General features: G+C 65.5%; 22 protein-coding genes and 1 pseudogene. 12 read left to right on the top strand and 11 right to left on the bottom strand.

Translation table 11 applies throughout. The features are described 5' to 3' along the window. Nucleotides 1-7: 7 nt before the first annotated feature. On the bottom strand, nt 8-1,651 hold the full coding sequence (locus tag ACE37J_RS05145; protein ID WP_409708076.1) for a DapH/DapD/GlmU-related protein: 1,644 nt from the start codon (nt 1,649-1,651) through the stop codon (nt 8-10). A 4-nt stretch (nt 1,652-1,655) separates the two neighbouring features. Beyond that, entirely contained in the window at nt 1,656-3,635 is a 1,980-nt protein-coding gene (gene thrS / locus ACE37J_RS05140) for a threonine--tRNA ligase (protein ID WP_409708074.1), read from the bottom strand. A gap of 136 nt (nt 3,636-3,771) precedes the next feature. On the opposite strand from thrS, the gene ACE37J_RS05135 reads away from it, so the two are divergent. Then, entirely contained in the window at nt 3,772-5,202 is a 1,431-nt protein-coding gene (locus ACE37J_RS05135) for a sensor histidine kinase (protein WP_409708071.1), read from the top strand. Here ACE37J_RS05135 and ACE37J_RS05130 read toward each other — a convergent pair. Beyond that, the gene (locus ACE37J_RS05130) at nt 5,181-6,317 is read right to left on the bottom strand and encodes a serine hydrolase domain-containing protein (RefSeq protein ID WP_409708068.1); all 1,137 of its coding nucleotides are present in this window, start codon (nt 6,315-6,317) and stop codon (nt 5,181-5,183) included. The genes ACE37J_RS05135 and ACE37J_RS05130 overlap by 22 nt on opposite strands. Continuing rightward, entirely contained in the window at nt 6,314-7,264 is a 951-nt protein-coding gene (locus tag ACE37J_RS05125; RefSeq protein WP_409708065.1) for an NAD(P)H-dependent flavin oxidoreductase, read from the bottom strand. The genes ACE37J_RS05130 and ACE37J_RS05125 overlap by 4 nt, the downstream gene beginning before the upstream one ends. A gap of 132 nt (nt 7,265-7,396) precedes the next feature. Between ACE37J_RS05125 and mepA the strand changes: the two genes are divergently transcribed. Further along, a complete protein-coding gene (gene mepA / locus ACE37J_RS05120; RefSeq protein ID WP_409708062.1) occupies nt 7,397-8,251 on the top strand; it encodes a penicillin-insensitive murein endopeptidase in 855 nt (284 codons plus the stop codon). Next, the gene (locus tag ACE37J_RS05115) at nt 8,248-9,165 is read left to right on the top strand and encodes an esterase-like activity of phytase family protein (protein ID WP_409708059.1); all 918 of its coding nucleotides are present in this window, start codon (nt 8,248-8,250) and stop codon (nt 9,163-9,165) included. The genes mepA and ACE37J_RS05115 overlap by 4 nt, the downstream gene beginning before the upstream one ends. A gap of 5 nt (nt 9,166-9,170) precedes the next feature. Here ACE37J_RS05115 and ACE37J_RS05110 read toward each other — a convergent pair whose 3' ends face one another. The 3 genes from ACE37J_RS05110 to ACE37J_RS05100 are packed head-to-tail and all read right to left on the bottom strand — an operon-like array spanning nt 9,171 to nt 10,512. Further along, nucleotides 9,171-9,683: a helix-turn-helix transcriptional regulator gene (locus ACE37J_RS05110; protein WP_409708055.1), complete on the bottom strand. Its 513-nt coding sequence runs from the start codon at nt 9,681-9,683 to the stop codon at nt 9,171-9,173. Beyond that, nucleotides 9,680-10,252, bottom strand: a complete 573-nt coding sequence (locus ACE37J_RS05105) for a cytochrome b/b6 domain-containing protein (protein WP_409708052.1) — start codon at nt 10,250-10,252, stop codon at nt 9,680-9,682. Before ACE37J_RS05105 ends, ACE37J_RS05110 begins: the two co-directional genes overlap by 4 nt. Beyond that, nucleotides 10,252-10,512, bottom strand: a complete 261-nt coding sequence (locus ACE37J_RS05100) for a PepSY domain-containing protein (protein WP_409708049.1) — start codon at nt 10,510-10,512, stop codon at nt 10,252-10,254. The genes ACE37J_RS05105 and ACE37J_RS05100 overlap by 1 nt, the downstream gene beginning before the upstream one ends. A gap of 197 nt (nt 10,513-10,709) precedes the next feature. Between ACE37J_RS05100 and ssb the strand changes: the two genes are divergently transcribed. The 9 genes from ssb (at nt 10,710) to ACE37J_RS05055 (ending at nt 19,988) form a co-directional block, all read left to right on the top strand. Continuing rightward, the gene (gene ssb / locus ACE37J_RS05095; RefSeq protein WP_409708046.1) at nt 10,710-11,183 is read left to right on the top strand and encodes a single-stranded DNA-binding protein; all 474 of its coding nucleotides are present in this window, start codon (nt 10,710-10,712) and stop codon (nt 11,181-11,183) included. Between the two features lie 50 nt (nt 11,184-11,233). Continuing rightward, nucleotides 11,234-12,037 carry a nucleoside triphosphate pyrophosphohydrolase gene (mazG, locus tag ACE37J_RS05090; protein ID WP_409708690.1) on the top strand — a complete coding sequence of 268 codons (804 nt, stop codon included), beginning with the start codon at nt 11,234-11,236 and terminating at the stop codon, nt 12,035-12,037. Between the two features lie 70 nt (nt 12,038-12,107). Next, entirely contained in the window at nt 12,108-13,112 is a 1,005-nt protein-coding gene (locus ACE37J_RS05085; protein WP_409708043.1) for a Fe(3+) ABC transporter substrate-binding protein, read from the top strand. 116 nt (nt 13,113-13,228) lie between these two features. Next, entirely contained in the window at nt 13,229-14,506 is a 1,278-nt protein-coding gene (gene eno / locus ACE37J_RS05080; RefSeq protein ID WP_409708040.1) for a phosphopyruvate hydratase, read from the top strand. A gap of 6 nt (nt 14,507-14,512) precedes the next feature. After that, nucleotides 14,513-15,715, top strand: a complete 1,203-nt coding sequence (locus tag ACE37J_RS05075) for an MFS transporter (protein WP_409708037.1) — start codon at nt 14,513-14,515, stop codon at nt 15,713-15,715. A gap of 88 nt (nt 15,716-15,803) precedes the next feature. Beyond that, nucleotides 15,804-16,106, top strand: a complete 303-nt coding sequence (locus ACE37J_RS05070) for an FtsB family cell division protein (RefSeq protein ID WP_409708034.1) — start codon at nt 15,804-15,806, stop codon at nt 16,104-16,106. Between the two features lie 178 nt (nt 16,107-16,284). Continuing rightward, nucleotides 16,285-17,274, top strand: a complete 990-nt coding sequence (gene pdhA, locus ACE37J_RS05065) for a pyruvate dehydrogenase (acetyl-transferring) E1 component subunit alpha (protein WP_409708031.1) — start codon at nt 16,285-16,287, stop codon at nt 17,272-17,274. Nucleotides 17,275-17,286: 12 nt separating this feature from the next. Further along, nucleotides 17,287-18,666, top strand: a complete 1,380-nt coding sequence (locus ACE37J_RS05060) for a pyruvate dehydrogenase complex E1 component subunit beta (RefSeq protein ID WP_409708028.1) — start codon at nt 17,287-17,289, stop codon at nt 18,664-18,666. Nucleotides 18,667-18,677: 11 nt separating this feature from the next. After that, nucleotides 18,678-19,988, top strand: a complete 1,311-nt coding sequence (locus ACE37J_RS05055) for a pyruvate dehydrogenase complex dihydrolipoamide acetyltransferase (protein WP_409708025.1) — start codon at nt 18,678-18,680, stop codon at nt 19,986-19,988. A 4-nt stretch (nt 19,989-19,992) separates the two neighbouring features. Here the strand turns inward: ACE37J_RS05055 and cysE are convergent, their stop codons facing one another. The 4 genes and pseudogenes from cysE to ACE37J_RS05035 all read right to left on the bottom strand — a co-directional run. Further along, nucleotides 19,993-20,817, bottom strand: coding sequence for a serine O-acetyltransferase (gene cysE, locus ACE37J_RS05050; protein ID WP_409708687.1), 825 nt, complete (start codon nt 20,815-20,817; stop codon nt 19,993-19,995). Between the two features lie 163 nt (nt 20,818-20,980). Further along, nucleotides 20,981-21,211 (bottom strand): hypothetical protein, encoded by a 231-nt coding sequence (locus tag ACE37J_RS05045; protein ID WP_409708021.1) that lies wholly within the window; start codon nt 21,209-21,211, stop codon nt 20,981-20,983. Between the two features lie 21 nt (nt 21,212-21,232). After that, a complete protein-coding gene (locus ACE37J_RS05040) occupies nt 21,233-21,952 on the bottom strand; it encodes a DUF2793 domain-containing protein (protein WP_409708018.1) in 720 nt (239 codons plus the stop codon). Further along, a pseudogene (locus ACE37J_RS05035) lies at nt 21,945-23,141 on the bottom strand (hypothetical protein); the annotation flags it as partial. The gene ACE37J_RS05040 and the pseudogene ACE37J_RS05035, both read right to left, overlap by 8 nt.

The raw sequence follows: 23,141 nt of genomic DNA, 5'->3' as shown, positions 1-23,141 counted from the left end.
GTCGGCGCTAGGGTTGCGGCGCGACGATCTCCCGCCGCCCCACCACGCGGGCGGGGGATCCGACGGCGATCGACATGGGAGGAATCTCCCCGCGCACGACGGAGCCGGCCCCGATCACCGACCCCGCTCCGATCCGCGCGCCCGGCAGGACGATGACGCGGGCGCCGAGCCAGACATCCTCCCCGATCTCGACATCCGCCTCGTCCATCGGCTGCTTCGTGACGGGCGCGCCGTCATTGAACCGATAGCCGGCGGCGGTGACGATGACCTCCGGCCCGAAGAGCGCGTATCGCCCGATGCGGATGCGGCCATGGGCCGGCCCGGCCCAGATCATGCAGCGGGAGCCGAGGCTCACCCCGTCTCCGATCTCGATCCGCTCCGGGTTCGAAAAGTTGACGTCCGGCGTGATTGAAACGCCGGCGCCGCGGCGGATGGCGCGGAGCGGCGCGACATGGGAATAGTTGTAATAGTTTACGATCTTCACGAGATGCGCCCAGGCGCGCGGATCGAACGCGGAGAGGATGAGGCGCAGAAGTCGCGCCGGCCGCCCGAGTGACTTTTTCTGCGCCGGGCCGCCGGGGGCCGCCGCCTCCCCGAGCGCGATCCGCATCGCTTCCGGCCCAAGGCGCGAGGCCACGGCGGCGGGGGGCGCGAGGCCGAGGCCGCCGCGCAGCGTCGCCATGGCATGGACGGGCGCGCGGCGCGCGAGCAGGAGCCGCGCGGCATAGGCGAGCGTATAGGCATGGGCGATAAGCCGGCCCCGCCCGAACCGGCGCATGAAGCGAAGCCGCGCGCGATGCTTGAAATAGAGCGAGAAGGGCGAGGCGACGCGCGATGTCGTGGGCGAACCGATCGCGGTGCCGCCACGGTGATAGACGACGAATCCCTCGCACCAGAGGATCGGCAGGTCGCCGCGGCGCATCGCCCAGTCCACCTCCTCGTAATAGAGGAAATAGTCCTCCCGCATCGGGCCGACCGCTTCGTAGAAGGCGCGGCTCGCCACCATGCTGGCGCCGGTCACGAAATCCATGCCCGCCGGATCGGGAGGCGGCGAGGCGCTGGCGGACCGGCCCAGATTGACGTTGCCGGTGACGCCCGTCTTCCGGTTCACCGTGCCGCCGTCGATCTGGATCACGTCGGGCCGTTCGAGATAGACGACGCGCCCGCCCAGGAGGCCATAGCGCCCTGCCCCCTCCAGCCGCGCCGCGAGGGCGGGAAGAGAGGCGGGCGGGATCACCCCGTCCGGGTTAAGGACCCAGAAATGCTCGATCTCGGGGAACCGGGCGAGATGGGCGAGGCCGATGTTCACCCCGCCGGCGAAGCCGCCGTTGACGGGGCTCCGGATAAGAGAGACCGGAGCTTCGCCGACGGTTTCCGGCGCAAGGTCCGGCCCGCCCTCGGCAAAGGCGACGGGCTTTTGCAAGGGCGCGGGGGCGAAGGGAAGGTCAGGCGGCGGCGTGTAGGGGGCGGCGCCCGACGCCCAGGCGCGAAGACGATCCACGGTGTCGTCGCCGGAGGCGTTGTCGACGATGACGAGGCGGATGGCGAGGCCCGCGGCGGCGGCGGCGGCGAGGACGCTCTCCGCGCAATCCGCCGCCTCCGCCCCCGAATGGTAGGTGACGACGACGACGCCAAGGCCGGTCTGGCGCACCGGTTCAGGCCCGCGCGAGATCCGGCGGCATCGCCTCGGCGGCGAGCGCGGCGACAGCCTCCTCCAGCGGCAGGATCGTCTGCCCGTTGGAGCCGAGCCGGCGGATCGCGACGCTCCGCGCCTCGACCTCCTTCGCGCCGACGGCGAGGATGGCCGGGACTTTCGCCGCGCTCCACTCCCGCACCTTGTAGTTGATCTTCTCGTTCCGCAGATCCGCCTCCGCACGCAGGCCGGCGGCGGAGAGCGCGGCGGCGACTTCGGCCGCGTAGCCGTCCGCCTCCGAGGTGATCGTGGCGACTACGGCCTGCCGCGGCGCAAGCCAGAGCGGCATGCGGCCGGCGTGGTTCTCGATCAGGATGCCGAGGAACCGCTCGAACGAGCCGAGGATGGCGCGGTGGAGCATGACGGGGCGCGCCTTCTCCCCCTCCGACGTGACATATTCCGCGCCGAGACGTTCAGGAAGAACGAAATCGGCCTGGAAGGTGCCGCACTGCCATTCCCGCCCGATCGCATCCGTAAGCTTGAAATCGAGCTTCGGGCCATAGAAGGCCCCCTCGCCCGGGTCGATCTGGTAAGGGACGCCCGCAGCCTTCACCGCGGCTTCGAGCGCGGCCTCCGCCTTGTCCCAGATCGCGTCAGAGCCGGCGCGGGTTTCGGGGCGGGTGGAGAGCTTGATGTCGAACCCTTCGAAGCCGAGATCAGCGTAGACGGAGGAGAGGAGGGCGATAAAGGCCTTTGTCTCCGCCTCGATCTGGTCTTCGGTGCAGAAAATATGCGCGTCGTCCTGCGTAAAGCCGCGCACGCGCATGAGCCCATGCATGGAGCCCGAGGATTCGTAGCGGTGGCAGGAGCCGAATTCCGCAAGCCGAAGGGGGAGATCACGGTAACTCTTCAGGCCCTGATTGTAGATCTGGACATGGCAGGGGCAGTTCATCGGCTTCAGCGCGTTCACGCGTTTCTCGTTCGCGTGCTCGCCTGCGCCTGTGGATTCGTCGATCTCCGTGATGAACATGTTCTCACGGTAGTTCTCCCAGTGGCCCGAAGCCTCCCATAGCTTGCGGTCCACCACCTGTGGCGTGCGGATCTCGTGATAGCCGGAGGCGTTGAGGCGGCGGCGCATGTAATCCTCGAGCGCGCGGTAGAGCCGCCATCCCATCGGGTGCCAGAACACCATTCCCGGCGCCTCTTCCTGCAGGTGGAAGAGGTCGAGCTCCTTGCCGAGCTTGCGGTGATCCCGCTTCGCGGCCTCCTCCAGCATTGTGAGATGCTGGTCGAGCTCCGCCTTCGAAGCGAAGGCGACGCCGTAGATTCTCTGGAGCATCCTGTTGCGGCTGTCGCCCCGCCAATAGGCGCCGGCGACCTTCATCAGCTTGAACGCGTCCGCCGGGACCTGACCGGTATGGGCGAGATGCGGGCCGCGGCAAAGGTCCTGCCAGTCGCCGTGCCAGTACATGCGGATCGGCTCGTCACCCGGGATCGCCTCGATCAGTTCGACCTTGTAGGGCTCGTTCGTCGACTTGTAGTGGGCGACGGCCCGTGCCCGATCCCAGACTTCCGTGCGCACCGGGTCGCGCGCGGCGATGATCTGGCGCATCCGCTTCTCGATCGAGGCGAAGTCCTCGTCCGAGAAGGGTTCGGCGCGGTCGAAATCGTAGTACCAGCCGTTCTCGACGACCGGGCCGATGGTGACCTTCACATCCGGCCAGAGCTCCTGCACCGCGCGGGCCATGACATGGGCGCAGTCGTGCCGGATGAGGCCCAGAGCCTCCTCCCGGTCCTTCATCGTGACGATGGAGAGCGCCGCGTCCGCCCCGATGGGTTCGGAAAGGTCGGTCAGCCGCCCGTCCACCTTGCAGGCGAGCGCCGCCTTCGCGAGCGAGGGGGAGATCGAGGCGGCGATCTCCGCGCCCGTCACGCCGGCCGTGAACGTGCGCGCCGCTCCGTCAGGGAGGGTTATCGTCACGTTCGGCGCGCCGTCGGCCATGGTCCGCTCCTGTCGTCGGTAAGATGGGCGCGCAAAATCCCCGCCGGGAACCGGGAAGTCAATGCGCTCCCTCAGGGTCCCCTAGCGAGAAACAGACGACGAATTCTTAACCCCGACGCGATCATCTGCATGGCGCATGACACTGAGAGTCGCCGGCCGGGCCATGATCGATCCGAAATCCGTTGTGATCTTCGCGGGCGCTTCGCTCGCCATCGTCCTGCTGCTCGGCCTCGCCATGCGCCGCACCGCGCGGAATGACCCGGCCATCCCTTGGCTCAATGCCGCAAACGGCAGTTATCTCGCCGCCGTCGGCGCGCTGCTGCTGCGAGACGACATCGGCTTCGAGGTCGCTTCACTGCTCGTGATCGCCGGGGCCTATGCGGGAATATGCCTCGGCTTCGCGGCGCTACTGCAGGCCGAGGAGCGGCGGGCGCCGCTGCGCGCCCTAACTCTGATCGGCGCGGCGAGTGTGGGCGCGCAGGCCGCCTTCTCGGGACTCGTGGAAAGCGTCGGACCGCTACTCGTCACCTCGTCGCTCGTGAACAGCTCGCTTACGCTCTGGATGTCGCGCGAGGTCTGGAAGCTGATCCGGCCGCGCGGGCGGGAGATCGCGCTGCTGGTCACGCTGCCCTTCGCGATGATCTTCGCCGGTTATTTTCTGAGACTCCTGAGCCTCGCCTTTTTGTCCATCGATGCGGCTTTGTTTCTGACTGTGGTGATAATCGCGCTCCTCGCTAAATCCTCGTTGATCCTCGCGCTCGCTCTCATCGCGCTCCGAGAGCGGCAGGCGCGGCGGGCGCTAAAGTCGGCCCTCAAGAAGGTCGAGGCGGCCTCCGAGGCGAAGTCCCGCTTCCTCTACGGGGTTAGCCATGAGCTTCGGACCCCGCTAAACGGCGTACTCGGCCTTTCGGAGCTGATGCGACAGGAGGCGCTGGGCTCCATGCCCGACCCCTATCGGCAGTTCACTGGCGAGATTCATCGTAACGGCGAACGGCTGCTGGAGCTGGTTATGGACCTGCTCGACATCGCGGGCATCGAGCAGGGGGGGATGCGGCTCGAAGAGCGGGAGCTCGAGCTTGACGGGATCTTGGCCGAGATCGACGCGCGACACCGCGAGACGGCGGAGGCGCGCGGGCTTTCCTTCACCTGCCGCAGGCTGCCGGGCTCGCCACGCAAGATCCTCGCCGACGGCCCTCGGCTCGGCAAGATGCTTTCACATCTTGTGGGCAACGCCGTGAAGTTCGCGCCGGAGGGCGGTTCCGTCGCAGTTCGTATCCGGGCGACGGAGGAAGGCGGCGCGCGCTTCACGATCAAGGACGACGGGCCGGGGATGTCGGAGCAGGAAATCGCCGTAGCGCTGGAATTGTTCGGGCGGGTCGGCGGCGTGGGCAATCCGGCGAACGGCTCGGGCGTCGGCCTGACGCTTGCGGCGGAGATCGCGAAAGCCCACGGCGGCGCGCTCCGGATCAAGAGCGAAAAGGGATGCGGCGCGGCGGTCTCCGTGCCGCTTCCGGCGGCGCGGACGCAGCCGGAAACGGCGACGGTTCAGCCCGAAAGCGCGGCGTAGGCCATAGCCTGAAGATCGAAGCTGGCGCCTGGCCAGTCGAAATTCTGCGCCATCAGGACGGCGAACATGTCCGTAGCGGGATCTACGGTGAACCAGGTCTCGGCCACGCCGGACCAGCCAAAGGCGCCGGGGCGGCTCACGAGCGGACCGCCGGGCTGACTGACGGCGAAGCCGAGGCCGAAGCCCTGCCCTGCGAGACCGGGATTGATCGATTTCGGGTGAAGCTCGATACGGACCGGCATGCAATGGGCGACGTGGTTGCGTGTCGCATGCTCAAGCACGGCGCGGGAGAGGAGGCGCGGCCGCCCATCGCCGCGCGCGTCGCGGAGGAGCGCGCGAGCGAAGCAGGCGTAATCCTCCAGCGTGGAGAAGAGCCCGTGCCCGCCGCGGGCGAAGGCCGGATCGTCATGCGGATAGCTCTCCGTCATCGCGTCGGGCGAAAGCAGGCCGGAGGACATGCCGCCCTTCAGCGGCGGAATGCGCGACAACGCGGCGGCGCCGGGGCGGAACGAGGTCTCCGCCATGCCGAGCGGGCCGGTCACGCGGCGGGCGACGACCTCCTGCAGCGGCGCGCCCTCCGCCTCCTCGACGAGGGCGGCGAGCACATCCGTCGCCACGGAGTAAAGGAAGCGGGTTCCCGGCTCGAACTGCAGCGGGATTGCGGCGATCTTCCGCGCTTCCTCCCGGAGGGGAGTGGACGCCTTCGCGTGAACGTCCGCCTTCTGCAGCATGTGCGCCGTGGCGTCGGACATGAAGGCGTAGGAGAGGCCGGCGGTGTGGGTGAGAAGGTGATGGATCGTCATCCTAGCTGCGGCGCGGCGAGGACCATCCGGCGTAAAGACAGCGAGTTTCTCGTATTCCGGCAGGATGCGGGAGACCGGGTGGAAGAGTTGAAGGCGACCTTCCTCCAGCAATTGGAGGACGATGACAGAGACGATGGGCTTCGTCATGGAGTAAATGCGGAAGAGTGAGGCCGCGGGGGCAGTCCGGCCCTGATGGACGAGGCCGGAACTGTCTCCGACCGCCCATTCAAGGCGCTCATAATCCCCGCTCTCGACCCGCCCGGCCATGTGCGCGTCGAGCCGTGCGAGGCGTTCCGCGATGAAGCGGCTCATGCGGCGAGCCGGGCCTTTGCGGCGGCGTATTCCGCGGCGAGACGGTCCACCAGCGCGGAAACGGGCTGCACCCGGTCGATCACGCCGACGCCCTGGCCGCAGCCCCAGATGTCCTTCCAAGCCTTTGTCGTACCCGAGCCGAAATTCATCTTGGTCACATCACCCTCCGGCAGATTTTCCGGATCGAGGCCGGCGTTCTCGATGCTCTTACGGAGATAGTTGCCGTGAACGCCGGTGAAGAGGCTGGAATAGACGATGTCCTCGCCCGTCGCCTCGACCACGGCCTGCTTGTACTCCTCCGCCGCGCGGGCCTCGTCCGTCGCGATGAAGGGGGAACCGATATAGGCGAGGTCAGCCCCCATCGCCTGCGCGGCAAGGACGGCGCCGCCGGTCGCGATGGAGCCGGAAAGGAGAAGCGGGCCGTCAAACCACTGCCGGATCGAGGAGATCAGCGCGAAGGGCGATAGCGTGCCGGCGTGGCCGCCCGCGCCCCAGGCGACAGCGATCAGCCCGTCCGCCCCCTTCTCCACGGCCTTCCGTGCGAATTTGTCATTGATGACGTCGTGGAGCGTGATCCCGCCCACCGAATGCATGGCGTCGTTCACCTCCTGCCGCGCCCCGAGCGAGGTGATGGTAATGGGCACGCGGTACTTCACGCACATCTCGATGTCGTGCATCAGACGGTCGTTCGAGCGGTGAACGATCTGGTTGACGGCGTAGGGAGCCGCAGGACTGTCGGGATTCGCCTGGTTGTGCCGGTCCAACTCCTCCGTGATTTCCTTCAGCCACGCCTCCAACTGCTCGGCAGGGCGGGCGTTTAGCGCGGGCATCGAGCCGACGATGCCCGCCTTGCACTGCGCAATCACCGACTTCGGATTGGAGATGATGAAGAGCGGTGCGGCGACGACCGGGATGCGGAGGCCGGAGAGAAGGGGCGGCAGGGCCATGTCGGTTCCTCGGGAAGTTTCTTTGCGCCGGACGCTAGCCAATGGCGCGCGCGGCGGGAAGGGGTGACGCGGCGTTCGCGCTGGCGGGGCGGCGGGGGCTCGGATAGCGTCCCCTCAGAACGGGAGGTGCGGATGCGCATATCGGCGGCGTTGATCCTGGCGGTTCTTTGCGTGGGAGGAGCCGCGGCGGAGCCCGCGAAGACTCTCTTCGGCGGAAAGCCCGGACCGGCCGCCTCTCTCGCCCCCGCGCCGTTCGGCTCGCATGCGCGGGGCTGCCTCGCCGGCGCAGCGAAGCTGCCGGAGACCGGCCCCTCATGGCAGGCCATGAGGCTGGAGCGGAACCGGAACTGGGGGCATCCCGATCTTGTCGCCTTCGTCGAGCGGCTCGGGGCGGCGGCGCAGCAGCTGGGCTGGGAGGGCATCTTTGTCGGCGACCTGAGCCAGCCGCGGGGCGGGCCGATGACGTCCGGCCATTCCTCGCACCAGATCGGGCTCGACGCCGATATCTGGCTGAGGCCGGGGATGGCGCGGGAACTGAGCTTTCGGGAACGGAGCGAGATTTCCTCGTTCATCGTCACCACGCCGGACCACCGCTCCGTGAACGAGCGCTGGACGACGGAGCATATGGCGCTGATCCAGGCGGCGGCGGAGGACGGAGCGGTGGCGCGCATCTTCGTTCACGCCGCGATCAAGGAACGGATGTGCCGCCATGCGGGCGAGAACCGCGCTTGGCTCGGCAAGGTGAGGCCATGGTGGGGGCACAACGCCCATTTCCATGTGCGGCTCGCCTGCCCCGCCGGCGCGGCGGCCTGCGAGGATCAGGCCCCGCCGCCGCCCGGAGACGGCTGCGACGAGACGCTGGCCTGGTGGTTCTCTGACGAGGCGCTGAACCCGAAGCCCGGGCCGGCGCCGAAGCCGAAGCCGAAGCCGCCGCTGACGCTGGCGGACCTGCCCGCAGAATGCGCCACTGTGCTGGAGGCGGAGTGATCCGGGCGCTCCTCGTCGCCGCCGCGCTCGCGTCGCCCGCCTTCGCGGAGGGGTTCACGACGGAGCAGGCGATCCGATCGCAGCCGCTCGACCTGCCTCCGCCTGCATCGGAGGCGCTCGAATTCCGGGGAGCGCTGGTTCTTTCTCCACCCTTCACGGAATTCGGCGGCCTCTCTGGCCTTGTCGTCGAGGCAGGCGGCGCAGCGACCGCGGTGAGCGACCGGGGCCGTTGGTTGCGATTCAGGCTCATCGTCGAAGATGGGCGGCTGATCGGCGCCGAGGGCGCGGCGACGGCGACAATCCTCTATCGCCACGGGCGGCCGCTGCCGGGGGAGGCGGGAGACGCGGAGGGGCTCGCGCGTGATCCCCGCACTGGGCGCTACTTCGTCTCCTTCGAAGGCTGGCACCGGATCCAGCCCTATGACGAGCCGGGCGGCGGGTCCGAACCCTTCTTCCTCGCGGAGGAATGGAGCGGCTTCGCCCGCAACAACGGGATCGAGGCCCTGGCGATGGACGGCGACGGCGCGCTCTGGGCGATTGCCGAGCGGGGCGGAGCAGAGGCGCCGGTCTGGGTCGGCGGGCGGGAGGGCTGGGCGCAGAAGTCGCTGCCACTAGAGGGGCCCTACCTGCCGACCGGAGCGGATTTCGGGCCGGACGGGCGGCTCTATGTCACGGAGCGGGCGTTCTCTCTCGTCGGCGGGTTCCGCTTCCGGCTCCGGCGCTTCGTCTACGGAGACGGAGCCGAGCCCGAGAGCGTCGAGACGCTCCTGCAATACGGCGCGGAGACCCGGATCGACAACATCGAGGCGATCTCGATCTGGCGAGAGGGGGACGAGACGCTGCTGCTGATCGCCTCGGACGACAATTTCCTGCCGCTTCAGGCCAATGTGCTCGCGCTCTTCGCAGTGCGGTGACGCGGTCAGCCCGCTACGAGCGGCTCGGAGAGCAGTTCCTCGATAAAGAGACTCAGGAGTTGCGAGCGGCCGGAGACACCGGCTTTGGCGTATACGGCGGCGGCCTGCGCCTTTACGGTTCCTTCCGCCGTGCCGCGGACGGCGGCCATTTCGGCGGTCGAGAGGCCCTTGATCGTCATCAGGGCCACGTCCCGCTCCGCTCTGGTGAGCGCCCAGCGTTCGAAGTGCTCTTCCAGCAACTCCCCGAAGGCCCCGCCGGCGGCACGCAGGCTGTCCTCTATCCGGGCCTGACGGGTCAGAAGACGTCTCACCTCCAGCGCGCCGAAGACGGTTCCGACCACAAGGCCGCAGACGACGCCGAGTTCGAGAAGGTTGTGGGCCAACGAGCCGCCCGAGAGCGGGTCGCGCCCGAGGTCACCCAGCACGTCAGCGAGGAAGAAGGCCGAACAGATCGCCTGCAGCAGCACGACGCCCGAGAGCAGCGTCGCGCGTCGCGCCTCGGGCCGCGCCCGACTCATGCGCGCCCTCCGCCGCGGTTGCGAAAGGAGCCGACCATCTCGAGGACGAGGTTCCGCCCCGACAGTATGCTTTCGAGGATAACGCCCGAGACATGGAGACCGACGGAGATCATCAGCCAGCCGAACAGCGCCTCATGCGCCTCCTCCACCCAGTCGACGCCGAAGAAGGCGACGCTTTCCATCATAAGCCCGGTCGCGCAGATCGCCAGTAGCGTCGACCAGAGATTGTAGGCCATGAGCGCCCCGAGCGGGTTGTGAGAGGCATGGCGCCGCTCCCGCCCATGCATCACCTCGTCGACATGGAGCCGGGCGGCCGAGAGGCTCGGCGGGAAGCTTGCGAAGCGCGCGCGGGCCGGCCCCACAAGCCCCCAGAGCAGACGGGCGGCGACGAGGCCGAGCACGGCGTAGCCGACCCAGACATGGGCCTGCCCCTCGTCTTCGAGCACAGCGCCGTTCAGAAGGACGAGGAGCGCGACGGACCAGTGGGTCAGGCGAACCAGCGGATCCCAGGTCAGGATCTCGCCGATGCGGCGGGCGCCTTCGCGCCCGCCCGAGCCCTGCGGCTCCATCAGTGCTTCTCCTTCACGCGGGTGACAACGCCGGTCTCGGGATCGACGTAGATTTCGAAGCGGCGGCCTTCGCGGACCGCATAGACTTCGACCTTGCCGTCCTCGCGCTCCGTCTTGCGGACTTCGTATCCGCGTTCGGAGAGCGCAGTGGAGATCGCGCCGATGTCAGTTCCGATGCGGTCGCCCGGCGCCACCTCCTGCGCGATCACGGGGGAGGCGACGAGCGTGAGGGCGAGGGCGAACGGTGCTAGTTTCTTCATGTCAGGTTTCCTTTCGGATGGCGCGGCGACGATCGCCGGGCTGCGGCCGAGATGACGGCGCGCCGGCGGCGGCGCTAGTGGCCACGGGCTTAGCCGGGCCCGCATAAGCCGAAGATTATGCCCCGCAGGCGCCTCGCGCGCCGGACCGGCCCGCGCTAGGGTTTCGCCAAGAGACGGAATCGGAGAGGGAGAGGCATATGGCGGGCAGCGTCAACAAGGTCATCATCGTCGGCAATCTCGGGCGCGACCCGGAAGTGCGGACGTTCCAGAACGGCGGCAAGGTCTGCAACCTCCGCATCGCGACATCGGAGACCTGGCGCGACAAGGCCTCGGGCGAGCGGAAGGAAAGGACGGAATGGCATTCCGTCGCCATCTTCTCCGAGCCGCTGGCGAAGATCGCGGAGCAATATCTGCGCAAGGGCTCAAAGGTCTACATCGAGGGACAGCTCGAAACCCGGAAATGGCAGGACCAGTCGGGCCAGGACCGGTATTCCACGGAGGTCGTGCTCCGCCCCTATCGCGGGGAGCTGACGCTGCTCGACGGGCGGGGCGAAGGCGGCGGCGGCGGGGGCGGCTATGGCGGGCAGCAGATGGAGGACCAGCGCGGCGGAGATGGCGGCGGCGGCGGCCGCAGCTTCGGCTCCGATCTCGATGACGAGATTCCGTTCTGAGCGGGGCCGAGCAGCGGGCGCTCCCCCTGCCCCGCGCCGAGTCCGACGCGCTGATCGCGGACAGTGGCGCCGGCGTCGCCCGCCTTCGCGAGATCATGCGCCGCCTGAGGGACCCGAAAGACGGCTGCCCCTGGGATCTTGAACAGGATTTTCGCTCTATCGCTCCCTACACGATCGAGGAGGCGTACGAGGTCGCCGACGCGATCGAGCGCGGGGCGATGGACGAACTGGCGGACGAACTCGGCGACCTTCTGCTCCAGGTCGCCTATCACGCGCAGATGGCTGAGGAGGCGGGCGCGTTCGGCTGGGACGACGTGGTGGAGGCCATCGTCTCCAAGATGTTGCGGCGGCATCCTCATGTATTCGGCGACTGGGCGCGGGACTCGTTCGTCTCCGGTTCGTGGGAAAAGCTGAAAGCGGCGGAGCGCTCGGCGCAAGGTGCGACGCGGGAAAGCGCGCTCGACGGCGTGCCGGTTTCGCTTCCCGGCCTCACGCGCGCCGTGAAACTGCAGGACAGGGCCGCGCGCGTCGGCTTCGACTGGCCGGAAGTCGGCGGTGTGATCGACAAGATCGTCGAAGAGGCGCGAGAGCTTGCGGAAGTCGCCGACGGCGGGGCGCCCGAAAGGATCGAGGAGGAATATGGCGATCTCCTCTTTGTCGTCGCCAATCTCGGCCGCTGGCTGAAGGTAGACCCAGAGGCGGCGATGCGGCGGGTCAACGCGAAATTCGAGCGCCGGTTCCGCGCCGTCGAGGCCGGACTCGCCGCGGTCGGCCGGGCGCCGGGCGAGACGACGCTGGCCGAAATGGACGCGCTCTGGAATGCGGAGAAGGCGCGCGAGAAAAAAACTGACTGAAGCAATCGGGTATTGAAAAAGCGAAACACTCGGGTATTTCTGACGGCGAACAACGAGGAGGAACCCATCCATGTTCGCACGTCTTGCCGCGCCGCTAACCATCGCCGCGATCGCCGCACCCGCCATGGCCGCAGAGGTCAACGTCTACTCCTATCGCCAGCCCGAACTCATCGCGCCGCTGACCGAAGCCTTCACGAAGGAAACCGGCATCGCGGTCAACACCGTGTTCCTCGATAAGGGCATGGTGGAGCGACTTCAGGCTGAAGGCGATCTCTCCCCCGCCGATCTCATCCTGACCGTCGATATTTCGCGTCTGCTGGAGGCGGTTGACGCCGGCGTGACGCAGGCCGTCGTCACCGATACGCTCACGGCGAATGTGCCTGCGGCTTTCCGCGACGCCGAGGGCCAATGGTATGGACTGACGACGCGTGGACGAATCATCTACGCCTCTAAAGAACGCGTCGCCGAGGGCGAGGTGACGACCTACGAGGATCTTGTCGATCCGAAGTGGAAGGGCCGCATTTGCACGCGGTCAGGCTCTCATCCCTACACGCTCGGCCTTCTTGGCGCAGTCGTTGCGAAGTACGGCGAGGAAACGGCCGAGACCTGGATGCAGGGCGTCAAGGCCAACCTCGCGAAGAAGCCCGAGGGCAACGACCGCGGTCAGGTCAAGTCGATCTGGGCCGGGGAATGCGACATCTCGCTCGGCAACACCTACTACATGGTGGCGATGCTGAAGGATGATGAGCAGAAGGCGTGGGCCGAGTCCGTGAGAATTGACTTTCCCGCCTTCGAGAACGGCGGGACGCACATGAACGTCTCCGGCGTTGCGATGACGAAATCTGCGCCGAACCGTGAGAACGCCATCAGGATGATGGACTGGCTGGTCTCGGATGAGGCGCAGCAGATCTATGCGGAAATCGTGGGCGAATACCCGGTAAAGCCGGGCGTGGAGCCCTCCGACGTCGTCAAGGGCTTCGGCGATTTCACGCCGGATGAGACGCCGCTCTCCGCCATTGGAGAGGCGCGGCCCGCCGCCCTGAAGATCGTGGAGCGGATCGACTTCGACGGCTGAGCCCGGCTACGCGACCGGGCCTACGGGCGCGGCGCTCCTGCGGGGCGCCGCGCTTTCTTGTCCCCACCGCGCGCGCGGGCTATGGCTCGCGCGGAATCCGCCTGAGGGAGCAAGACATGAGCGCCATTGTCGACATCACCGCCCGCGAGATTCTCGACAGCAGGGGCAACCCGACAGTCGAGGTCGACGTGACGCTGGAAGACGGATCGATGGGCCGCGCGGCGGTCCCCTCCGGCGCATCGACCGGCGCGCACGAGGCGGTTGAGCTGCGCGACGGACACCGCGAGCGCTACAAGGGCAAAGGCGTGACGAAGGCCGTCGAGGCGGTCAATGGAGAGATATTCGAGGCGCTGGCAGGGCTGGATGCAACGCGCCAGAGCCTGATCGACGCCGCGATGATCGAAATGGACGGCACGCCGAACAAGGGCCGCCTCGGCGCCAATGCTATTCTAGGCGTCTCGCTGGCAACCGCGAAAGCGGCGGCGGAAAGCGTCAGTCTGCCGCTGTTCCGTTACGTCGGAGGCGTGAACGCGAGATTGCTGCCGACGCCCATGATGAACATCATCAACGGCGGCGCCCATGCCGATAACCCGATCGACATTCAGGAATTCATGATCATGCCCGTCTCCGCGCCGACGCTGCGGGATGCGGTTCGGATCGGCGCGGAAGTGTTCCACACGCTGAAAGGCGAGCTTTCCGCCGCCGGTTTCGGCACCAATGTCGGCGACGAGGGCGGCTTCGCGCCCGACCTTTCATCGACGCGCGAGGCGCTCGACTTCATCATGCGCGCGATCGAGAAATCCGGCTACCGGCCGGGCGAGGACATCTTCCTCGCGCTCGACGCCGCCTCGACGGAGTTCCACCGCGACGGGCGCTATCACCTCGAAGGCGAAGGCAAGACCTTCGACGCCGCGGGAATGACCGAGTATTACGCCGGCCTTATCGCCGCCTACCCGATCATCTCGATCGAGGACGGACTGGCGGAGGATGACTGGGAGGGCTGGGCGCACCTGACGGAGACTCTGGGCGACCGGTGCCAGCTTGTCGGTGACGATCTCTTCGTCACCAATCCGGCGCGGCTTTCCGAGGGGATCGCGCAGGGAGTGGGCAACTCCATCCTCGTGAAGGTCAACCAGATCGGCACGCTGACCGAAACGCTCGAGGCGGTGGAGATGGCGCATCGCGCGGCCTATACCGCCGTCATGTCCCATCGCTCTGGCGAGACGGAGGACGCGACGATTGCCGATCTCGCGGTGGCGACGGGCTGCGGGCAGATCAAGACGGGATCGCTTTCCCGTTCCGACCGGATCGCGAAATACAACCAGCTTATCCGTATCGAGGAAGAACTAGGCGCTTCGGCGCTCTACGCCGGCGCGCGCCTCCTGCGCGGCTGAGCCGCGATGCGGGCGGGCCGGGGCGCCCTGCCCTTCATCTTCGTGACGGTGATGCTCAACTCGATGGGCATCGGGCTCATCATGCCTGTCATGCCGGCGCTGATGGAGGAACTCGGCGGCGGCGGGATCGCCGAGGCCGCAGCCTGGGGCGGCTGGCTCAGCATGAGCTATGCGCTCATGCAGCTTGTCATGAGCCCGACGCTTGGCAACCTTTCCGACGCCTATGGGCGGAAGCCGGTGCTGACCCTTTCGCTCTTCGTCATGGGGATCGACTATATCGCCATGGCCACGGCGCAGAGCCTCTCTCTGCTCTTCGCAGCGCGGATCGTGGCGGGTGCGGCGGCGGCGACCTTTTCCACGGCCAACGCCTTTATCGCCGACGTGACGCCGCCCGAAAAGCGGGCGCAGGCGTTCGGCCTGACGGGAGCCGCCTTCGGGCTCGGTTTCGTCATCGGCCCCGCGCTCGGCGGCGTTCTCGGTGAGTATGGCGCGCGGGCGCCGTTTTGGGCGGCGGCTGCGCTTTCCTTCGGAGCGCTCGGCTTCGGGCTCGTCTTCTTGCCGGAATCCCTTCCGGCGGCCCGGCGCAGGCCGTTTAGCCCGTGGCGCGGCAACGCGCTCGGCGTCATGGTGGTGATGGCGCGACGCCCTGCGACGGCGTGGCTGTTGGTGGCGCTCCTCGTCTACAACATCGCACACTTCGTCTATCCGGCGATCTGGAGCTACTATGCTGTCGCACGGTTCGGATGGTCCGCCGGGGAGATCGGGGCGTCTCTGGCGGCGATCGGGATCGGATTCGTCATCGTGCAAGGCTTCCTGATCGGGAGAATCGTCCCGCGACTTGGGCCGGCGCGTACGGCAGTCATGGCTCTGCTGCTGGACGCCGCCGCCTTTCTCGGTCTCGCCTTCGCGACGGCCGGGTGGATCGTCTACGCGGTGATGCCGCTTGCCGCCTTGGCTGCGGTCTTCAACCCTGCGGTTCAGACGATGCTCGCCAACCGCACGCCCGAGACGGAACAGGGCGAACTGCAGGGGGCGGTCTCCTCACTCTCCTCACTCGCCTTCGTCATCACGCCGGTGATGATGAGCCAGATCTTCTTCACCTTTACGGCGGCGGACGCGCCCGTTTTTTTCCCTGGGGCGCCCTTTCTCGCCGCATTCGCGTTCTCTCTCCTCGCCATTGCGCCGTTAAGGGCGGCGCTCCGGCGCTGATCGAGGTCGACGTTCTTTTCTTTGCAGTAATTCTGGGGCATGATCCGCACGAATGCGCCGTAGAGCGCGGGCAAGAGGCGAAGAGCTGATGAGACGAAGCGGGCTGAGGCCGCGCGCCATCGACATGACGGTCGTGACCCTTGTCGCGGCTGCGGCTCTTTATTTTGCACATCGCGGCGTTCAGGGCGGGCTCGGCCTCCGTGTGGGCTTTACCGCGGCGGAGGAGACGAGGCGGCTCGAAGGGGAGCTTGAGCGACTCCAACAGGAACGCGTGGAACTTGAAACACTCACCGGTCGCCTCGGCGGGGAGACGATCGACCTCGACCTGCTCGATGAGAGGGCGCGCGCGATTCTCGGCCGGGCGCGATCGGACGAGATCGTTGTACGTTGAACTGCTTCACCTCGGGCGGAACGAAAAACCACCCCTGACGCGCCCCGCATGCTTCCGGCCAATTTTTCTCCCTTACGAAGCATGGTGATTGCGCGCTAGAGTCACCGTCAAGGGACGCGGCGAAGGCCGCGCCGGGGGCCCTCGCGCCCCGACAGGCAAGAAGGGGAGGGAGACCCGCATGGCCGCCACGCGCAAGCGGACGAAACCGAACGCCTCGAAAGAGGAGCTTCTGAAGTTCTATCGTGAAATGCTGCTGATCCGCCGTTTCGAGGAGAAGGCCGGGCAACTCTACGGCATGGGCGCGATCGGCGGCTTCTGTCATCTCTATATCGGGCAGGAGGCCGTCGTCGTGGGCATCGAAGCCTGCGCCAAGGAGGGGGACCAGCGCGTCACCTCTTACCGCGATCATGGTCATATGCTCGCCTGCGGCATGGACCCCAAAGGGGTGATGGCGGAACTGACCGGTCGCGAAGGGGGCTATTCCCGCGGCAAGGGCGGTTCCATGCACATGTTCTCCAAGGAGAAAAACTTCTATGGTGGGCATGGCATCGTCGGCGCTCAGGTGCCGATCGGCGTCGGCCTCGCCTTCGCAAACTGGTATCGCGGCAACGACAATGTGAGCTTCGCCTATTTTGGCGACGGCGCGGCGAACCAGGGGCAGATATACGAAGCCATGAACATGGCCAGTCTCTGGAAACTCCCGGCGATCTTCGTCATCGAGAATAACCAGTATGCAATGGGCACGAGCCTGAAACGCGCTTCCTCGACGCCGGCGCTCTACACCCGCGGCGAAGCCTTCGGCATCCCGGGCGAGGCTGTCGACGGGATGGACGTTCTTGCCGTGAAGGCCGCCACCGAGAAAGCAGTCGGTCACTGTCGCGCCGGGAACGGCCCCTACATCCTCGAAATGAACACCTATCGCTATCGCGGGCATTCCATGTCGGACCCGGCGAAATACCGGACGCGCGAGGAAGTTCAGAAGATGCGAGACGAGCGCGACCCGATCGACCACGTTCGCGATCTGCTGCTTATGGGGGGCGAGACGACGGAGGATGACCTCAAGGCGGTAGACAAAGAGATCAAGGCCATCGTCAACGAGTCTGCGAAGTTCGCGCAGGAAAGTCCTGAGCCGGATCCGAAAGAGCTCTGGACCGATATCTACGCCTGAGGGGGGCGCGCCATGACGATCGAGATAAAGATGCCCGCCCTCTCACCCACGATGGAGGAGGGCAACCTCGCCAAGTGGAATGTGAAAGAAGGTGACGAGGTGAAATCCGGCGATGTCATCGCCGAGATAGAAACCGACAAGGCTACCATGGAAGTCGAGGCCGTCGACGAGGGGAAGGTCGGCAAGATCGTGGTTCCCGAGGGAACCGAGGGCGTAAAAGTGAACGCCGTGATTGCGATCTTGCTTGAGGAGGGCGAGGATGCTTCGGCGCTTTCCGAGGGAGGCGCAAAGTCTTCGGCCCCAAAGGCTCCGGCCCCTGCCCCGGCGGCGAAGCCGCCGACCCAAGAACCGGTACGCACAGAACCAAAGGCGTCCGCGAAGGCTGAACCCGAATGGCCCGCCGGAACTCGAATGAAGACCCAGACGGTGCGCGAGGCATTGCGGGATGCGATGGCCGAAGAGATGCGCCGGAACGAGGCCGTCTTCCTGATGGGCGAGGAAGTCGCCGAATATCAGGGCGCCTATAAGATCAGCCAGGGTCTTCTTGACGAGTTTGGACAGAAACGCGTTATCGACACGCCGATCACAGAGCATGGGTTCGCCGGACTTGCAGTAGGCGCCGCTTTCGCCGGGCTGAACCCCATTGTGGAATTCATGACCTTCAACTTCGCCATGCAGGCGATCGACCAGATCATCAACTCGGCAGCGAAAACGCTCTACATGTCCGGCGGGTTGATGGGCTGCCCGATCGTTTTCCGCGGTCCGAACGGCGCTGCGGCGCGCGTGGCGGCGCAGCACAGCCAGGACTATGCGGCTTGGTATGCGCAGATTCCCGGTTTGAAGGTGGTCCAGCCCTATTCGGCATCGGACGCGAAGGGGCTGCTGAAATCAGCCATTCGCGACCCGAACCCTGTCATCGTCCTCGAAAACGAGATTCTCTATGGCCGCAGCTTCGAAGTTCCCGACCTCGAAGACTGGACGGTGCCGATCGGTAAAGCGCGGATCTGGCGGGAAGGGGAGGATGTCACCATCGTCTCCTTCGGCATCGGCATGACATACGCGCTCGCCGCAGCCGAGGCGCTGCAGACTGAGGGGATTTCAGCCGAGGTGATCGACCTGCGCACAATCCGGCCCATGGACACCGCAAGCGTCGTCGCTTCGGTCAAGAAAACGAACCGTTGCGTGACCGTCGAGGAGGGCTGGCCGGTCTGCTCGATCGGAAATCACATCTCCGCCGTGCTGATGCAGGAGGCATTCGACTGGCTGGATGCGCCCGTCATCAACCTCACCGGCAAGGATGTGCCAATGCCATATGCCGCAAACCTCGAGAAGCTGGCGCTGGTGACGACCGAGGAAGTGGTCGCCGCCTGCAAGTCAGTCGCCTATCGCTGAGGGAGGGGATCATGCCGATCAACGTCACGATGCCTGCGCTTTCCCCCACGATGGAGGAGGGCAACCTTGCAAAATGGCATGTGAAGGAGGGTGATAAAGTCTCGTCCGGAGATGTGATCGCGGAGATCGAGACCGATAAGGCGACAATGGAGGTGGAGGCGGTCGACGAGGGTATTGTCGGCCGGATCGTCGTCGTTGAGGGTACGGAAGGCGTGAAGGTGAACGCCGTGATCGCCATTCTTCTTGAAGAAGGGGAAGATGCGGCTTCGCTTGCCTCGGCAGGAGGCGCGCCCAAGTCTGAAGCGTTGACGGAACCCGTCGCGGCAGCGTCGCCCGAGCCTGCAAAAGCGGAGAGCCTTGGGAATACAGTTCCGGTCCACGCTTCGGACGGTGTAGGCCGAGTGTTCGCCTCGCCGCTTGCGCGCCGTATTGCACGGGAAAAGGGGCTCGACCTCGCCGAGGTGAAGGGAACCGGGCCCCGCGGCCGGATTGTCAAGACCGATGTCGAAGCCGCGAAGCCTGTGTCTACCGATGCCGCGAAGCCCGAGGCTGCAAAGGCGGATTCTCCAAAAGCCGCACCTGCTCTTGTTCAGAGCGCCCCTGCAGAACAAGTGAAGAAGCTGTATAGTGACAGGATCTTTGAAGAGGTCTCGCTTGATGGTATGCGCAGGACTATCGCTGCGCGCCTAACCGAAGCCAAGCAGACGATACCGCACTTTTATTTGCGCCGGGACATAGAATTGGACGCTCTTCTTGCGTTTCGTGTAGAGCTTAATAAGGGGCTCGAAGCAAAAGGGGTGAAGCTCTCGGTCAACGACTTCGCTATCAAGGCCTGCGCACTTGCGCTGCAGGATGTGCCGGACTGCAATGCAGCTTGGGCCGGGGACCGCATACTCCGGTTCAAGGCGTCCGATGTCGCTGTTGCTGTGGCGATAGAGGGCGGACTGATCACCCCGGTGATACGGGGCGCAGAGAGCAAGACGATGAGCGCCATCTCACGGGAAATGAAGGATCTCGCCGCCAAGGCGAAGGCGCGAAAACTATCCCCTTCGGACTATCAAGGCGGGAGCTTCGCGATTTCTAACCTCGGAATGATGGGCATTGAGAACTTCGACGCGGTCATCAACCCACCACACGGAGCGATACTTGCTGTTGGAGCCGGTGTTCGGAGGCCAATTGCTAAGGGAGAAGTGGTCGAAATCGCCACAATGATGTCTGTCACGCTATCGGTTGATCACCGGGTCATTGACGGAGCGCTCGGCGCATCCTTCCTCCAGGCGGTAAAGACCTACCTGGAAGAGCCGATGTCGATGTTGGCCTAGACGCTCAACTCGAAGGAACGATGTCGGCAACCATCTGGTCCATGGACGCTGCGGGCCTCGCACAGCCGGCCTCGCCAACAATACGGGCGGGGACCCCGGCCACTGTCTTGCATGGCGGCACATCCTTGAGGACGACCGAACCAGCCGCGATGCGGCTGCAATCGCCAATCCGGATGTTTCCGAGAACTGAAGCGCCCGCGCCTATGAGAACGCCGTTCCCGATCTTCGGGTGACGGTCCTCTTCCGCCTTGCCTGTGCCGCCAAGCGTTACTGAATGCAGCATGGAGACATCGTCGCCCACCACCGCCGTCTCGCCGATGACGATGGAATGGGCGTGGTCGATCATGACGCCGCGCCCGATCCGAGCCGCTGGATGAATGTCCACTCCAAAGACCTCGGAGCTTCGCATCTGGAAGAAATATGAAAGATCCTTCCGACCCTGGCGCCATAGCCAGTGAGCCATCCGATGCGTCTCTATCGCAAGGAAACCCTTGAAGAAAAGCAATGGCTGCACATACCTGTGGCAGGCTGGGTCGCGCTCTTCGACGGCAGCAATATCAGCCCGAATTGCCTCACCGATTTCCGGGTCCGAGGCTTCCGCTTCGTTGCAGATCTGCCTGATCAGCATCTGCGGCATGTCATCCGTCGCGAGCTTCTGCGCCAGTCGATAACTGATCGCAGCTTCAAGGCTACGCGCCTGAAGGACTACAGCATGCACCAGACTGGCCATGAGCGGTTCGGCCGAAACCATCTCCTCGGCCTCACGCCGAATCCGGCTCCAGACCGGATCGAACTTCGCGGAGGTTCTGGCCGTGTTCTGAGCAATCATCGCACATTTCTCCCGCATCGCTTCTTCAATGACTATCGTCATGAGAAATGTCGGTTTCAACCACGCCCACCTATAAATATTCTGTCCCGAGAGACTGGATTTCACGCCAGAGATCACAATTCGAAGGCGCCGCAGGCGAAGCGGCGCCTTCTACTTCGATCGCTTATTTAGGCACGAAGCGACCTCCCGCGACCTTGCCACGATCCTTGGCGTAGCCGACATTCAAGGCGAGCATGTCGATCACCTTGTAGACCCGCGCAACGAAGGAGTCGTCGACCGGCGTAGGCGTGAGTGCGGCGATGGCGGAAGCAGCGGCAACTATTAGGAACGCGACGTCGAAGGCGCGCGGCACATAGTAGGCGATGCACATGGCGAGGTCTGAGCAAGTGCTCATCTAGATCTCCTTTGTAGGAAGTCAGGGGAACGAGGGAGGCGTGAGTTCGAGATAGTGAACGCTGATGCGGATACTGCCGCCAACGAATGCTCCGCCGCCGATAGGTTCGATCCGCAGCGGCGTCGCGGAGTAGTAGGAAACTGGAGCGCCTGTCACACCGACGAGAGAGGATCCGGCCACGAGACCGATAGCGTTGCCGTAGCGGTCCGCAGCGCCGTCGACCCCGATCCGCCAGCCGGTGAGCCCTGGGCCGGTCATGTCGTTCATGACCCTTGCAGTGACGCCGAGCACGATTGCGCGGTCCGGAATCGAAAGCGTCGTCGAGAAACCGAAGCCAGGCACGATCGGCTCATCGGCGGAAGCCAGTGCGCCGGTCGTGGCTGCACCGGAAGAGATCGGCCCGATCGGGGTCGGGCGCCATGTCGTCCCGTCAAAGATCATTCGCTCGGCGCGATCCGCCACCCATGCGGCGTACCCGGCAGGAGGAGAGAAGAAATTCCATCCTCCGTTGAGAAAGAAGGCGACTTGCCCATCGCGAGCCGACCACTCGGCTACGCCAGGGGTGCGAACGGCATATCCGTCACCCTCCGCGGGGGCTGGCGGAGGCGCAGATAACTCCGCACTCTCCAGATGAGCCGAGGTTATCGTATCCAAACGCGCCAAAGCTTCATTTACCGTAACGTGCTTTTGCGCTTGCGCTGCAGAAAGGAGCGGCAGCGCAAGTTTCGCCGTATCAGACATGATAGATCACCTTTGCAGCAGGGCCTTCGCCAAATTGATCAGATAGTTGGGTGACTGAGATCTCGACCGGGCCGATAGCACCCGCGGCGGCCTGGGACGCAGAGGGCCATACGTGACGAGGCGCGACGGTCTCGACATCGACGAACGAACCGATGCGGATTCGGTAAGCCTCTCGCGCCTCGCCAAGCGGAGGCTCCACGTCTGTCCAGTTGTCCCCGCCGATACGTGATCTCCGGATCCAGGACACCTTGAGGTCGCCGGTTCCGATCTCCCGGACGACACGAAGATGCGCCGGCGCGTACGGTCGAAGCCGAGCGCCCCGATCAAAGATCTCCATAGTCGAGTAACTCTCATGACCGTACGGCCGTCTCGCAGGACCAAGTCTCAACATCCGCGGAGAGTTGCGAAGAGCGGAAGGCGCGGATAGTTCAGCCTGGTTGCCGTCGAGAAGCACGAAAGTTGCGCCGGCCGGTGTCGGATCTCCAATGAAGGGCTCGGTTCCTGCTTGCCCGCGAAGCAGCCCGGTCAGCCGCCAGAGATCCGGCCCGGTCAGTTCGGCGCCCACGAACTGAAGCACCTCCCATTCGCCCGAAGGCGACCGAACTGCGGCCCGGTTCGCGCCGTTCAAAACGGCTGCGACCGAACGCGAACTGAGCGAACCGCCATAGAGTCGCACAACCGCTCCAGATCCGCGTGACCAGATATGAGGCCGGCTTGATGGGAGATCTTCGAAGAGGACGCCAACGATTGAAGGGCGCGATATCACCGTCTCAAGGCGGTACTCATCATCTCCGTTCGAAGCGTAAGCTGCAGCGGAGCCGGTCCATGGATGCGAGTACGCCGCGATGACTGGTGAGACGCTGTCGTCGCCCACGAGCGGCAAGTCGAGGAAAACCCCTTCTATCGGGAGCGCCGGAAAGGGCCGCTCGATGAGAGCGACTGGTATGTCCCTTCGGCGCGGCGCAGGGGAGAAGTCCGCGATGCGTGAGAGCGTAGCCTTTCGGGTCGAGTCGTCTTCGAGCGCGTCGACGCGATACCGAGCGCCATCTGCGCGATCCAAGAACGTGACAACGTCCCCAATCTCGATGGGTCCTGACCCGGAGAACTGGTCCGGACCGATTGCGATTTTTCGGGCATGAATCTGGAAACGGAGGAATGCCCAGATGCCCAAGAAACGCTTCACGGATGA

It is taken from the genome of Pikeienuella sp., from assembly GCF_046290545.1.
In the GTDB taxonomy this organism is placed as follows: domain Bacteria; phylum Pseudomonadota; class Alphaproteobacteria; order Rhodobacterales; family Rhodobacteraceae; genus Pikeienuella.
The sequence above is the reverse complement of the archived record's forward strand: the minus strand, read 5'-3'. Positions and strand labels throughout refer to the sequence as shown.